The organism is Telluria sp. LT1R51-2, assembly GCF_059685775.1.
Window position 1 is genome coordinate 3,410,848 of record NZ_JCASIM010000001.1, and the last position, 15,215, is coordinate 3,426,062.

The 15,215-nt window shown below is 65.0% G+C and carries 8 protein-coding genes; 2 read left to right on the forward strand and 6 right to left on the reverse strand.

Going from position 1 to position 15,215, the window contains the following annotated elements; all coding sequences use genetic code 11:
- The first annotated feature begins 273 nt into the window (after positions 1 to 273).
- Both AC56LH_RS15130 and AC56LH_RS15135 read left to right on the forward strand, forming a co-directional pair.
- Positions 274 to 1,857 carry a POT-type proton-dependent oligopeptide transporter gene (locus AC56LH_RS15130; RefSeq protein WP_499647326.1) on the forward strand — a complete coding sequence of 528 codons (1,584 nt, stop codon included), beginning with the start codon at positions 274 to 276 and terminating at the stop codon, positions 1,855 to 1,857.
- Positions 1,858 to 1,864: 7 nt separating this feature from the next.
- Entirely contained in the window at positions 1,865 to 4,579 is a 2,715-nt protein-coding gene (locus tag AC56LH_RS15135) for an alpha-1,6-glucosidase domain-containing protein (RefSeq protein ID WP_499647328.1), read from the forward strand.
- A 44-nt stretch (positions 4,580 to 4,623) separates the two neighbouring features.
- On the opposite strand, the gene AC56LH_RS15140 is transcribed toward AC56LH_RS15135, so the two are convergent.
- The 6 genes from AC56LH_RS15140 to AC56LH_RS15165 form a co-directional block, all read right to left on the reverse strand.
- Complete coding sequence (locus tag AC56LH_RS15140; RefSeq protein WP_499647330.1) at positions 4,624 to 6,939, reverse strand: sensor domain-containing diguanylate cyclase; 2,316 nt, start codon at positions 6,937 to 6,939, stop codon at positions 4,624 to 4,626.
- A gap of 280 nt (positions 6,940 to 7,219) precedes the next feature.
- A complete protein-coding gene (locus AC56LH_RS15145; protein WP_499647332.1) occupies positions 7,220 to 9,085 on the reverse strand; it encodes a glucokinase in 1,866 nt (621 codons plus the stop codon).
- A gap of 45 nt (positions 9,086 to 9,130) precedes the next feature.
- Positions 9,131 to 10,150, reverse strand: coding sequence for an alpha/beta fold hydrolase (locus tag AC56LH_RS15150; RefSeq protein ID WP_499647334.1), 1,020 nt, complete (start codon positions 10,148 to 10,150; stop codon positions 9,131 to 9,133).
- Between the two features lie 72 nt (positions 10,151 to 10,222).
- Entirely contained in the window at positions 10,223 to 11,902 is a 1,680-nt protein-coding gene (locus tag AC56LH_RS15155; protein WP_499647336.1) for an alpha-amylase family glycosyl hydrolase, read from the reverse strand.
- 25 nt (positions 11,903 to 11,927) lie between these two features.
- Positions 11,928 to 13,559, reverse strand: a complete 1,632-nt coding sequence (locus AC56LH_RS15160; RefSeq protein ID WP_499647338.1) for an alpha-D-glucose phosphate-specific phosphoglucomutase — start codon at positions 13,557 to 13,559, stop codon at positions 11,928 to 11,930.
- A 126-nt stretch (positions 13,560 to 13,685) separates the two neighbouring features.
- Positions 13,686 to 15,023 (reverse strand): MFS transporter, encoded by a 1,338-nt coding sequence (locus tag AC56LH_RS15165; RefSeq protein WP_499647340.1) that lies wholly within the window; start codon positions 15,021 to 15,023, stop codon positions 13,686 to 13,688.
- Positions 15,024 to 15,215: the final 192 nt, after the last annotated feature.

The following is a 15,215-nucleotide window of genomic DNA, read 5'->3' on the forward strand; positions in this document are numbered from 1 at the left end:
TCCGGGCGGATGCATGATGTGGAATTCTAGGCAATATACATCAGGCGAACGGTCTTGACAATTCCGACCAGTCAGCGATAAATCAAATTTAGTCTTTTGATTTCAATGACTTGAAACGTTATAGGCGATTCTGCCGATTCTTCATCCGTACCTAAACTACGTATGCATGTTGCCACTTTGTTTCTAGTTTGTTTCACGACAATTTTTATGTTGCAAAGAGAGGCGTCCCCGTCATAGCATCGCGTCTGTTTGCCAATTCAAGGAAGCGGTTCGATGACATCTCTCGCAAAGCCAGGCACCGGGCGCATGCCCCGGCAAATCCCCTACATCATTGCCAATGAGGGGTGCGAACGCTTCAGTTTCTACGGGATGCGCAACATCCTGACGCCCTTCCTGATCACGACCCTCCTGATGTTTTTGCCGGAAGACATGCGCACCGGCGAAGCCAAGCACGTGTTCCACACCTTCGTCATCGGCGTCTACTTCTTCCCGCTGCTGGGCGGCTGGCTGGCCGACCGCTACTTCGGCAAGTACAACACGGTGTTCTGGCTCAGTCTCGTGTATTGCCTGGGCCACGCCTGCCTGGCCATCTTTGAAGACAACGTCAACGGCTTCTATTTCGGCCTGTTCCTGATCGCGCTCGGCTCGGGCGGCATCAAGCCGCTGGTGGCCAGCTTCGTGGGCGACCAGTTCGACCACACCAACAAGGACAAGGCGAAAGTCGTCTTCGACGCGTTCTACTGGATCATCAATTTCGGTTCGTTCTTCGCCTCGCTCCTGATGCCGCTGCTGCTGCGCGACTACGGTCCGGCCTGGGCCTTCGGCGTGCCCGGCATCCTGATGTTCATCGCCACCATGGTGTTCTGGAGCGGCAAAAAGAAATACGTGCACGTGCCGCCGGCACCGGCCAATCCGCACTCGTTCATGCGCGTGGCAAAAAGCGCGCTGCTGGCCAGGCAGCCGGGCCAGGGCCGTCCGGGCCTGAACCTGGCCTTGCTGGGCGCCGCCGGCGCATTGGCGTCGCTGGCCATGGCCGCCCAATGGGGCTTCGTGATCGCCGCCTGTACCGCCCTGGTGCTGTTGATGGCCTTTGGCGGCATGGGCACGTCGATGCAACTGGACCGCGCACGCGGCCTGCATCCGGACGACGCCGTGGACGGCGTGCGCGCCGTGCTGCGCATCCTGATCGTGTTCGCGCTCGTCACGCCGTTCTGGTCGCTGTTCGACCAGAAGGCCTCGACCTGGATCGTGCAGGCCAACACGATGACCACGCAGGTGAACCTGCTGGGCTGGACCTTCGACGTGATCCCGGCCCAGATGCAGGCCTTGAATCCCCTGCTCGTGATGCTGCTCATCCCGATCAACAACCTCGCGCTGTTTCCGCTGATGCGCAAGCTGGGCGTCGAGCCGACGCCACTGCGCCGCATGACGGCCGGCATCGCGCTGTCGGCCGCGGCCTGGATCGTCGTGGGCAATCTGCAGGTTGCGCTCGACGCCGGCGACGCTGTCTCGATCGCGTGGCAGATCGCGCCGTACGCGCTGCTCACGCTGGGTGAAGTGCTGGTCTCGGCGACGGGCCTCGAATTTGCGTACAGCCAGGCGCCAGCCTCAATGAAAGGCGTGATCATGGCCCTGTGGTACCTGGCCGTCACGGTCGGTAACCTGTGGGTGCTGATCGTCAATGCCAGCGTGAAGAACGAATCGGTGATCGCGTATATCGAAGGCTCGGGCGTCGGGGTGATGGCGTTCCAGATGTACTTCTTTGCCGCGTTCGCGCTGTTGTCGGCGGCGGCGTTCGGGTGGTATGCGACGCGCTACCGCATGGTCGACCACTATCGCAGCAGCGTCGCGGGGTAAGCGGTCCATGAAACGTCACCTTGTCCTGCTGGCAGCATCGCTGTCCTCCAGCGCGTACGCTGCTGTTCCTCCCGCCACCTGCGACAGCCCGGCCTTCCAGGAGGTGCTCAGCGCCTCCGCCGCCAAACTCGATGCGCGCGCCGTCTGGCTCGACCGCCGCTTCGTGCGCTGGCCTGGCGCGGCTGGCGACGGCGTGTATCGGCTGTACCATTCGCCTGCCGGCGGCATTCAGGCCGCGGCCGGCAGCAAGGTCACCGGCAGCGCCGGTTCGATCACGCTGGCCGTCTCGCGCGTCGCAGTGCCGCAAGCCGTCGCCACGCGCTTCAAATGGGTCGCCAGCGGCCCGACCCTGAGCGTGCAGGAAACCGACCTGGCGCGCCTGCCTGCCCTGCACCGCGAACAGCTGGTGCTGGTGCACGAAAACCCGGATGGCACCGTGCGCGACGCAACGCGCGTGCAGGCGGCCGGCGCACTCGACGACCTGTATGCGGCGGCCGAACGCATCCCGGATCTGGGCGCGACGCCCACCGCCAATAAAACCGACTTCAAGCTGTGGGCGCCAACCGCGCGCGATGTGGCCGTGTGCACCTATGACAGCGCAACGGGCCGCGCGAATGCCGTGCTGCCGCTGACGCTGGACGCCCTCACCGGCGCCTGGGCCGCCAGCGTCCCGCGCGATTTGTCCGGCACCTATTACAAGTACGCGGTCGACGTCGTCGCCGATGGCGCCGGGCTGGTACGCAACCTGGTGACCGACCCGTATTCGGTCAGCCTGAATGCGGACTCCAAACGCAGCTACATCGCCGACCTGGATGCGCCGAACCTGAAACCGGCCGGCTGGGACGCCACGCAGCCACCGGCCACGGTCAAGGCGCAGACCGACATGGTCATCTACGAGCTGCACGTGCGCGACTTTTCGCTGATCGACCAGACCGTGCTGCCGGCCAAACGCGGCAAGTACGGCGCGTTTGGCGAGACCAATTCGAACGGCATGCGGCACCTGCGCGCGCTGGCACAGGCAGGCCTGACCGACATCCACCTGCTGCCCGTGTACGACATCGGCAGCATCCCTGAAGTGGCATGCGCGCAGCCCGCCCCCGCCGGCGCGCCGGATGGCGAGAGCCAGCAGGCACTGGTCGTCAAGACCGCCCACACCGACTGCTTCAACTGGGGCTACGACCCGCAGCACTTCAACGCCGTCGAAGGCAGTTACGCGAGCGACCCGCAGGACGGCGCGCGCCGCATCATCGAGTTCCGCCAGATGGTCATGGACCTGCACAAGGCCGGCCTGCGCGTGGGCACCGACGTCGTCTACAACCACACCTTCATCGCCGGCCAGGAAGAAAAGTCGATCCTCGACCGCGTGGTGCCGGGCTACTACCATCGCCTGAACGCCGTGGGCGGCATCGAAGCATCGACCTGCTGCTTCAACACGGCGACCGAGAACACAATGATGGCCAAGCTGATGATCGACTCGTCGGTCCTGTGGACGCGCCAGTACAAGATCGATTCGTTCCGCTTCGACCTGATGGGCCACCAGCCGCGCGACGCGATGGTGCGCCTGCAGCAGGCCGTCGACGCGGCGGCAGGCCGCCACGTGCAGCTGATCGGCGAAGGCTGGAACTTCGGCGAAGTGGCCGACGGTGCGCGCTTCGTGCAGGCCTCGCAGCTGTCGCTGAACGGCACCGGCATCGGCACCTTCAGCGACCGCGCGCGCGACGCCGTGCGCGGCGGTTCGCCCGGCGACTCGGGCACACCGGTCATCAAGCAGCAAGGCTATATCAATGGCCTGGTGTATGACGCGAACGCCCTTGGCGGCGACGCGCAGAAGGCTGACCTGCTGCGCGCGGCGGACCTGATCCGCGTCGGCCTGGCCGGCTCGGTGCGCACGTATCCGATGCAAGGGTTCGATGGCCAGGTGCGCCAGTTACAGGCGATGGTCTACGGCGGCAACCAGCCGGCCGGCTACGCGAGCGAGCCGGGTGAAGCGGTCAACTACGTCGAGAACCACGACAACCAGACGCTGTACGACATCAACGTGCTCAAGCTGCCCGTGGCAACGAGCAGCGCGGAGCGCGCGCGGGTGCAGGTGCTGGGGATGGCGATCAATGCATTCAGCCAGGGCGTGGCGTACTACCACGCCGGCATCGACACGCTGCGCTCGAAATCGCTGGACCGCAACAGCTTCAATTCGGGCGACTGGTTCAACCGCATCGACTGGACCTACCAGGACAACTTCTTCGGCACCGGCCTGCCACCGGCGCCGGACAATGCGAAGGACTGGCCGCTGTTCAAGCCATTGCTGGCCAATGCCGCGATGAAGCCGGCGCCCGCCGACATCGCGTTCGCGCGCGACGCGTTCCGCGACCTGCTGCGCATCCGCGCCAGCAGCACGCTGCTGCGCCTGCGCACGGCCGACGACATCAACAAGCGCCTGCGCTTCTTCAATACGGGGCCGCAGCAGGAACCGACCGTGCTGGCCGCCTGGCTCAATGGCAAAGGCTATCCGGGTGCCGGCTTTGCCGGCATGGGTTACCTGGTGAACGTCGACAAACGGGCGCACACGATCAGGGACGCCACGCTGCGCGGCAAGCGTCTGAAGCTGCATCCGGTGCACAGCGCCCCTGGCGCGGCCGACAAGCGTGCGCTGAAGGCACGCTTCGACAGCGCCAGCGGCACCTTCACGATACCGCCGCGCACCGCCGTCGTCTTCGTCGAGTAGGGTGGACGGCTACGCCGTCCACGCGGTGATGGTTGGCAGCGAGATCAGCCGGCATGCTCCAGCACGGGCGCCGGCGCCGCCACCATCGCCAGCCGCGCAATCGCAAACGTGTTGCGCCCCTTGTCCTTGGCTTCATACAAGGCGCTGTCGGCCAGTTCACTGATCGTCAGCGCCGTCACGCCCGGCGCGTCGGCCAGTGCAATCCCGATGGTCGCGCTGACGGAAATCGGCTGGGAGCCGACCATGAACGGTGCTTCCATGACCTGCATGATCTTCTTGGCCACCAGCTCGACGTCGCGCGGCGAATTGACTTCGTCGAGCAGCACCGTGAATTCGTCGCCGGCCAGGCGCGCTACCATGTCGGAGCTGCGCACCACCTTGCGCACGCGCCGTGCAAATTCGACCAGCACCATGTCGCCTACCGCGTGGCCGTAGGTGTCGTTGATCCGCTTGAAGAAATCGATGTCGAGATAGAACAGGGCAAAGGCGCGCTCGCGCTGCGGCGCACGCTCCACGGCTGCCTGCAGCGCCAGCTCGAACTGGCGCCGGTTCGGGATGCCGGTCAGCGCGTCGGTGTGGGCCAGTGCGTGCAGGTTCCGTTCGTGCATGCGTGCAGCGGTGGCGTCGGTGGTCAGGATGTACACGCCCACCACTTCGCCATCGCGCAGATGCGGCAGGAAGGTCGAGTGGACGATGCGGATGTGCTTCTTGCGCACGATGTCATGCTCGCACTGCGAGGCCTTGCCCAGCCAGGCGTCGTCCAGCGCTTCCTTCTGCTGCAGGTAGAAATCTTCGCCGAATGCTTCCACCATGGTCTGGCCGACGACCTGCTCGGACGCCTTGCCGAGCCATGACTGGTGCACCGCATTGGCGAACATGTAGCGGTGATCCTGGTCGAGGTGCGCGATCAGGACCGGCAGGTTGTCGGTAATCGTGCGCAGGCGCTCTTCGCTGTCGGCCAGGCGGTCGCGCGATGCTTTCAGTTCGGTGATGTCCTTCATCGCCACCACCGCGCCGAGGGTCTTGCCCTGGGCGCTGCGCAGCGGCCGGCCACTGGCCAGCAGCGTGTACGGCGCGCGGCCGGCCGGTGCGATGACCATCGCGCCGTCGCGCACGACTTCGCCCTTGAGCGCGCGCACCAGCGGCACGTCGTCCATCGCCATCGGGGTCTGGCCATCGCCGTGGTACAGCGAATAGAACTGCGGCCATTCCGAGGGCGCGATCGCCTTCAGGTCGTGACCATGCAGAGCGCGCGCCGTGCGGTTGAACAGCGTCAGGTTGCCGACGGCGTCGCAGGCGACCACGCCGACATCGATCGATTCGAGCACCGCGTCGATCAGTTCCTGTTTTTCTTCCAGCTGCTGCTGCGTGCGGATGCGCTCCGAAATGTCATTGACGAAGGCGCCGATGTAACGCGCGCCGTTCCACTCGTGGGCCGCCACCGTCATCTGGATCGTGATCTGGCGCCCGCTCTGGGTCAGCGCCGGCAATTCGACATTCTGGTTCAGGTACGGGCCAGCGCCGGTATCGAGCAGGCGGCGGATATTCGCGTCATGCGCTTCGCGCTGCTGCGCCGGCATCACCAGCTCGGACAGCTGGCGACCGCGCGCGTACTCGCCCGACCAGCCGAAGATGCGCTCGGCCGACGTGTTCCATGCCACCACCACGCCGTTGCTGTCGGCGCCGATGAAGCCACTGAACGACGAATCGATGATCGTGCGGTTCCAGGCTTCGCTCTCGCGCAGCAGCGCTTCGGCCGCTTCGCGCTGCGTTACTTCGCGCGACAGTTGCTCGACCTTGTCTTCCAGTTCGGTGGTGCGCGCGACGATGCGCGCTTCCAGGTCGGTATTGAGCGACTTGAGCGCCTGCTCGGCGAGCATGCGCGCCGTCACCGCCTTCAGGTGATTGATTTCAACTTCGACCAGCCCGGCCAGGTCGGCCAGCACCTGGCGCTGCTCCTGGTTCAGGCGGCGCGGCGCGCGGTCGATGATGCACAGGGTGCCCACGGCCTCGCCATCGCTGTACACAGGATGCCCGGCGTAGAAGCGGATATGCGGCTCACCGGTGACGAGCGGGTTCTCGGCGAAACGGGGATCCTGCGCCGCGTCCTCGATCACGAGCAGCGCGCGTGCCTGTACCGCGTGGCTGCAGAACGACAGCGAGCGCGGGGTTTCCGAGGCTTCCAGACCGTGATGCGATTTGAACCACTGGCGCTCGGCATCGATCAGCGATACCAGCGCAATCGGCACGTCGAACGTCATGGCGGCCAGGCGGGTAAAGCGGTCGAAGCGGGTCTCGGCTGGGGTGTCGAGAATCTGCAGTTCGGCCAGCGCAGCAAGGCGGGCCTGTTCAATTAACATTTGGCTGACGATGATAAAACCTCTTCCATGGTCCGGAACGGGGGACGATAGGGCAGGACGACCCTGTCGACACGGCACCGGGGATTGGGGGAGCCACATGAAATGGTAGCACGCAGTGCTGTGTGGAAACTACAGGTTCCGTCCCGTGCGTCGCGTGGCGTTGACGTTTTTTTGACAACTTTTAGCGATACATCGGTACAAAAGCGCGTGGACGGGCCAGGCATGACCCGCAATGCAGGCTGTGTTTACGCGTGTCCGCGACCCCGTGGCGCCTGGTTCCTCAGATATCCAGGTGCGAGATCAGCAGCCGGCGCGCATCGATGTCGCCCTGGTGGTCAAGGCTGCCCTCCCCTTGGGTGCCAAGGGAAATCCCGACCGACATGATGTCGATGAGGAGCAGTTGCAGGATGCGCGAGATCATCGATAAAAAGCTCGTGCTGTCTTCGCTGTGATCCACCGCGAGGCACACACTGGCCTTCTTTGCCAGCGGCGAGCGGCTGGCCGTGATCGCAATGATGTCGGCGCCCCGCGCGCGCGCCGTGTCGACTGCCTCGAGCAGCTCGGGCAACTGCCCGCTGGTGGAAATCGCGATCACCACGTCGCCCGGCGCCAGCAAGTCCGCAGCGAGGTTCAGCAGGTGCGAGTCGCCGTACGATGCGGCCGGGATGCGAAAGCGAAAGAACTTGTGCTGGCCGTCGAGCGCCACCGCACGCGCATTGCCCAGTGCGTAGAACTCGACCCGGCGCGCGCGCCGCAGCAGCTCGATGGCGCGGTCGATCGCGTGCACGTCGAGCGCATCGCGAAACTTCAGGATCGCCGACACCGTGTTGTCGATCACCTTGGCCGACAGGTCATGCGTGCTGTCGGTGACGCGCACCTGGCTGTGGCGCACGGGGATGGTGCCGGTCAGGCTGCCGGCGAACTTGAGCTTGAATTCGGCCAGGCCCTGGAAGCCCAGCGAGCGGCAGAAGCGGATCACGGTCGGCTGGCTCACGTCGGCCAGGCGCGCGATCTCGGCGATCGGTTCGGACAACATCTTGCGCGGATGCTCGATCACGAGCGCAGCCACGCGCTGCTCGGCCGGCGAGAGCTCGTGCAGCAGTTGCTGCACGCGGTCGGTGAGCGTGTTGGCGCCGCTGCGCCCGCGCAGGTGCTCGGACAGGATCGCCGAGACGCCGTACAGCGCCGGGTTGGGCGTCATGATGATGTAGGTCGGAATCTGGGCGATGTAGTCACGGAAGCGCCCCTTGGCTTCGAAGCGGGCACGAAATGGCGACTGCGCAAACCAGGCGCCCATGCGCGGCACGATGCCGCCACCGATGAACATGCCGCCAAACGCACCCAGCGTCACGGCCAGGTTCGCCGCCGCGCTGCCCAGCATGCCGGCGAAGGTTTCCAGCACCTCGAGGCACAGCGGATCGTGCGCATCAAGGGCCGCGCTGACGATGTCGGCGGTGCTGCGTGGCGGCGCTGCGACGCCGTTGCGCCCGGCCAGCGCGCGGTAGATCAGTTCGATGCCGGGGCCGGAGATCAGGCGCTCGTTCGACACGTGCTGCCACTCGCGCCATGCGTACTGCAGGATCGCGAATTCGCGCTCGTCGCTCGGTGCGAAGTTGACGTGGCCGCCCTCGCTGCCGAGCGTGACGAAACCGTCGATGGTCGGGATCACGCCCGAGACGCCCAGGCCCGTGCCCGGCCCCAGCACGCCTGACACGGCATGGGTCTGTGGCGCGCCGCCGCCGATCTGCAGCAGGTCCTTCGGCTGAAAGCCCGGCAGCGCCATCGCCAGTGCGGTGAAGTCGTTGACGATCAACAGCGTCGACAGGCCCAGCGCGCGGCGCACGGCATCCGTCGAAAACTGCCAGTCGCGGTTGGTCATGCGGATGAAGTCACCGCTGATCGGATTGGCCAGCGCAAAGGCCGCATGGTGAATGCGCCCGCCCGGATGCTGTTCGAGATAGGCGTGCAGCAGCGGGATGATGCCGTCGAAGTCGTCGCAGCGCAGCACGGCGACCTGCCCGAGCACACCGGGCGCGGTCTCGAGGCCCAGGCGTGCATGGGTGGCGCCGATGTCGGCCAGCAGGCGCGGGCCGTCGGCAAAGGCGGCGCGCGGGGGTTTGCTTTTTGGATCAGGGTCTTCCGTCATCGCGCAAGGATAGCATTAACCCAATGACAAGAGAATGGGCCCTGGTCAGCGCACGAGCCCCTTGAGCAGCGCCTTGTGGAACTGCACCGGGTCCTGCATCTGCGGCGCGTGCCCCATCTCGGGGAAGGTCACCAGCACCGAGCCCGGAATTGCTTTGCGCGTGGTCTCGGCCAGTACCTTGTAGTTGCCCAGTGTCGGGCGCACGTCAGCGGGCGCGGCGTCCTTGCCGATCGCGGTCGTGTCCTTCAAGCCCATCAGCAGGAAGGTCGGCGTTTTGATCAACGGGAATTCATGCACCACCGGCTGCGTGTAGATCATGTCGTAGATGAGCGCCGAATTCCAGGCCACGAGCTCCTTGCCCTTGCCACGGTACATCCCGGCCAGCATCTGGACCCACACTTCGTACTCCGGCTTCCACTGGCCGTTGTAATAGGTCGTGCGCTCGTACTCGCGCACGCGCTCGGCCGACAATTTCAGCTCGCGCTCGTACCATTGATCGACACCCAGCGACGGCACGCCCAGGTTCTTCCAGTCTTCCAGGCCGATCGGATTGATCATCACCAGCTGGTCCGTCAACTCGGGATACATCAGCGCATAGCGCGTGGCCAGCATGCCGCCGGTCGAGTGGCCGATGATGATGGCCTTCTTCACGCCGATCGAGGCCAGGAGCTTGCGCGTGTTGTCGGCCAGTTGCTGGAACGTGTACTGGTAGTGCTGCGGTTTGGTGGATTTGCAAAAGCCGATCTGGTCGGGCACAACGACGCGGTAGCCGGCGTCGCTCAGCGCCTTGGTGGTACCAGCCCAGGTCGCGCCGCAGAAGTTCTTGCCGTGCATGAGCACGACGGTGCGGCCGTTCGGGCTGGCCGGCTTGACGTCCATATAGGTCATCTGCAGATCGACGCGCTGCGACGTGAAGCGGTATTGCTGCGTCGGTGCAGGGTAGGCGAATTCTTCGAGTTCGGCGCCGTAGACTGGCGCCGCGGCCGATTGTGCCTGCGCCGGGGCCAGCGCGAGGGCGAAACCGAGGCCCGCGATGGCGCGGGCGATGTGCGTAAAGACGGGCATAAAAGTAGGCATGAAAGCGGGCAGACTGGCAGCCGAAAATGGACAGAACGGCCAGTCTACCCCGGAACCCGGTCAGTCCTGCGCGATCAGCGCCACCTGTGCGGCGGTTGCGAACCGCACCTTGCCATCCTTGACCACGGCGGTATTGCCGGTGTACCAGTCGCGTACCGTGGCGCCGTCGTTGAAGACGCCGCCCACCGAAATGGCCACCGGCTGCTGCGTCGACAAGCCCAGCGCGACGACCACGCGGTCGCTCACGCCATTCTGTTCCCACGTGCGCTTGAACGTGTACGGGCTCGAGCCGATCATCTGGTGCTTGCCGGCGCCGACGGCCGGGTGCGCAGCGCGGAAGCGCCCCAGGCGCGCCCAGTGCGCGCGAATATCGGCCACGCGGTGCAGGCCACGCTCGGCGTTCGACGCCAGCTCGTCCCAGTTCATGAAGGTGCGCAGATTGGCGTCGCCCTCGGCGCCATCGAACTTCAGGACACGCGCCGTTTCGTCGCCGTAGTAGATCTGCGCCGCGCCAGGCGCCAGCAGCAGCTTGTTGGCCGACTCGAATGGCTGCTCGCGCAGCGGATCGAACGGGCTGCTGTCGTCGTGCGAGCTGATGTAGTTCAGCACCGAGAAGCCCTTCATCTCGCCATTGAGGATGGTCGAGTATTCCGAGAACACCTGTTCGTACGGGCGCTTGGCGTCGCTGCGCAGACTGAAGCTGATCATGCTGTCGAAGCCCTGGTTCAGGTAGTCGACGAATTCGCCGCCGCCCAGATCGAACTTGCGCGCGTGCTTGATCTCATAGTTGTAGACCTCGGACACCATCCAGAACGGCTTCTGGTCGATGCTCTTGGCCGGATTGGCGCGCTTCCAGTCCGCCAGCGCCAGGCTCGCTTCTTTTTTGAGTTCCTTCCACAGGCCAGGCTCGGTGTGCTTGACGGTGTCGGCGCGGAAGCCATCGATACCGAACTTGCGCACCCAGTCGGCATGCCATTTCATCAGATAGTAACGCGGCGCGCGCGGGTAGCCGGTGCGCTTGAAGAACGCATCGAGCTCCTTCACCTCACGCTCGTAGCGCCCTTCTTTCTTCCACTTGGCCACCAGGTGCGGCGGCAGGTCGACCGGCTTGTCGCTGCCCGTCAAGAAGTCCGGCAGGTTCGCCACCAGCGTGCAATCGACCGTCGTGCGCGCATCCTTGTAGGTGCAGGTAGGACCGGTGCGCACCCACGACGCCGGCCAGACTTTATCCTGCGGCGTGACGGGGCCCGTGTGGTTCATCACCACATCGAACACGATGCGGATGCCCTTGGCATGCGCCGTGTCGACCAGCGTGCGCAATTCGTCCTCGGTGCCAAACGCAGCGTCGAGCGCCGTGAAGTCCTTCGCCCAGTAGCCGTGGAAGGCGTAGCTCTTGCCGGTGCCTTCATCGGTCGCGCCGTGGATCTGTTCGATCACGGGCGTCAGCCAGATCGCATTCACGCCCAGGTCGGTGAAATACCCTTCGTTGATCTTGGCCGTGATGCCGGCGATGTCACCGCCCATGAAACCGCGCAGCGGCGCTGCGTCGTCCTTGCGGCCGTAAGCCTTGTCGTTGGCCGGGTTGCCATTGTTGAAGCGGTCCGTCAGCAGGAAGTAGACGGTCGCGTTCTCCCAGACGAACGGCTTGGCGGCGGGCGCAGGGCCGGGCAACTGGGCGCTGGCAGGGGCCATCGCACCGAAGGCAAGCAGCATGGCGGAAGCAAGGACGGGTAGTTTCATGCGGGGTTCCTGTGTAATGAAAGGGTCAGGTGACGACCGTAGGTTCGCTGCGGCCGGTGCGCTGGCGCAGATCGGACAGGCTTTCGGCCAGATCGATCAGGCCTTGCAGCGCGGCCTGCGTGTCGAGGTTGTGGTGCGCCGGATCGGCTTCGTAGCGTTCGAGATAGACCCGCACGGTGGCGCCTTCGGTGCCGGTGCCGGACAGGCGGAACACGATGCGCGAGCCGTCCGCCATGATGATGCGGATGCCCTGCTTGGTGGAGATTGAGCCGTCGACCGGGTCGGTATAGGCAAAGTCGTCGGCCAGCGCAATCTGGTGGCCGGCCAGCGTCTGCCCTGCCAGCTCGGGCAGGCGCGCGCGCAGCGCGTCCATCATGGCGCCGGCGGCGCCGGCATCCACGGCTTCGTAGTCGTGGCGCGAATAGTAATTGCGGCCAAAGCGCGCCCAGTGCGCCGCCAGCAGCTGTTCGACCGTCTGGCCGCGCACGGCCAGCAGATTGAGCCAGAACAGCACGGCCCACAGGCCATCCTTTTCGCGGATGTGGAACGAGCCGGTGCCATAGCTTTCTTCGCCGCACAGCGTGACGAGACCGGCGTCCATCAGGTTGCCGAAGTACTTCCAGCCGGTAGGCGTTTCGAAGCAGGCGATGCCCAGTGCTTCGGCCACGCGGTCGGCCGCCATCGACGTGGGCATCGAACGGGCGATGCCCTTGATGCCGCCCTCGTAGCCCGGCGCCACGGTGGCGTTGGCGGCGATGATGGCCAGGCTGTCCGATGGCGTGACGGCGATGCCGCGGCCGACGATCATGTTCCGGTCGCCGTCGCCGTCCGAGGCGGCGCCGAAGTCCGGCGCATCGGGCGCAGCCATCGCGGCAATCAGCTCATGGGCATTGACGGGATTCGGGTCCGGATGCCCGCCGCCGAAGTCTTCGCTCGGCACGCCATTGACGACCGTGCCAGCGGGTGCGCCCAGGATGCCTTCGAGGATCGTGCTGGCATACGGGCCGGCCACCGCGTGCATGGCGTCAAAGCGCATCCGGAAGCCGCTCGCGAACAGGCCGCGGATCGCATCGAAATCGAACAGGCCTTTCATCAGCTCGGCGTAGTCGGCCACCGGGTCGATCACTTCGATCACCATGTTCTCAAGTCGCGTGGTGCCCAGCACATCCAGGTCGACGGCCGCTGCGTCGCTGATCCGATACTGCGTGATTGTCTGCGTGTGCGCGAAGATGGCGTCGGTAATTTTCTCGGGCGCCGGACCGCCATTGTCGATGTTGTACTTGATGCCGAAGTCGCCGTCCGGGCCGCCCGGATTGTGACTCGCCGACAGCACGATGCCGCCCTGCGCGCGGTGCTTGCGGATCACGCAGCTGACGGCCGGCGTGGACAGGATGCCGCCCTGCCCCACCAGCACGCGCTCGACGCCGTGCGCGGCCGCCATGCGCAGGATGGTCTGGATGGCTTCGCGGTTGAAATAGCGGCCATCGCCGCCAACGACCAGGTGACGGCAGGCGCCTTCGCCCAGCGTCAGGAAGATCGACTCGACGAAGTTTTCAAGGTAGCCCGGTTGCTGGAACTCGGTCACTTTTTTGCGCAGGCCCGAGGTGCCGGGCCGCTGGCCGGCGAACGGGGTGGTCGCGACGGTCTGGATGGTCATGCTTTACTCCTGTCAATGTAAACGTTCACAACACTGCCGGACGGGGCCGGACAATGTTGATAAAACGTTACGATACGACAGACGCCGGATTTACGGCGCGCACACGCGAACCGTGCGCGCCGGACATCAGACGCCGGCCTTGACCGGCGCTGCCTTGTCCGTCACCAGAAGCGTCAGCAGTGCGGCGATGAGCATGCAGGCGCCGCCCAGCACGAGCGTGAGCACGGCGTGGCCATCGAACAGGTGCTTGGTCACAAAGCCCAGCAGCAGGCCGCTGACGATCTGCGGAATCACGACGAAGAAGTTGAACAGGCCCATGAAGTAGCCCATGCGCTTGGCGGGCAGCGAGCCGGCCAGGATCGCGTACGGCATCGTCAGGATCGACGCCCACGCGATGCCGATGCCGATCATCGGCACGACCAGCATGTTCTTGTCGGTGATGAGGAATACGCTGGCCAGGCTCAGGCCGCCAATGGTCAGGCACGTCGCATGGACGACCTTGCGGCTGGTCATGCGCGCGAACACGGGCAGGATGAATGCGGCCAGTGCCGACACGCCGCTGTACACGGCGAACATGATGCCGACCCAGCTACCGGCGTCCTGGTAGGCACTCGACTGCGCATCGGTGGTGCCATAGACGCTGTCGGCAATGGCGGTGCCGGTATAGATCCACATCGCGAACAGCGCGATCCAGGTGAAGAACTGCACGAATGCCAGTTGCACCATCGTGCGCGGCATCTTGCCAAAGCCGCCGAAGATCTCGGCGATGGCCACACCCACGCTGCGCGAAGCGGCGCGCTCCTTGTTGAACGCTTCCATGTCGGGCGGCGGCAGTTCGTCGGCGGACACCACGGTCCAGGTCACGGCCAGGAAGAACACGAGGCCACCGGCGTAGAACGAGTAACGCACGGTGTCGGGGATCACGCCGCCGATGACGGCGTTCGACACGCCCATGCTTTCAAAGAACGTCGGCAGGAGCGAGGCGATGACCGCGCCGCAACCGATAAAGAACGTCTGCATCGCGTAGCCGGCGGTCTGCTGCGACGGATCGAGCTTGTCGCCGACAAAGGCGCGGAACGGCTCCATCGACACGTTGATCGCGGCGTCCATCATCCACAGCACGGCCACGGCCATCCACAGCGCGGTGGAGTTGGGCATCAGGAACAAGGCAATGGCAGCCAGCACGGCGCCGATGAAGAAGAACGGCCGGCGGCGGCCCCACTTCGGGTGCCAGGTGTTGTCACTCAGGTAGCCGACGATCGGCTGGATCAAGAGGCCCGTGACGGGCGCAGCGAGCCAGTAGAGGGAAAAGTTTTCGGGGTCGGCGCCAAGGGTGGCGAAGATGCGGCTGGTGTTCGCATTCTGCAGTGCGAAGCCGAACTGGATGCCGAAGAAACCGAAGCTCATGTTCCACAGCTGCCAGAACGACAGGCGTGGTTTGAGCACGGTCGATTGCATATCCATGTGTGTCCCCAATCTGGCCCGACACGGGAGCGGGCGCTGTTATGTGAATGCGCGGCGCACTGGTGGTGGGCGCCGTTGATGCAGAGGCGTGCCGGAACAGACAACAATCCTGCCAGCGTATCTGTAGCAAAATAACATGGAGGTATCAGGGTGTCAATCGTGTAGATCCCATAGTGATACCAGCGCAACGCC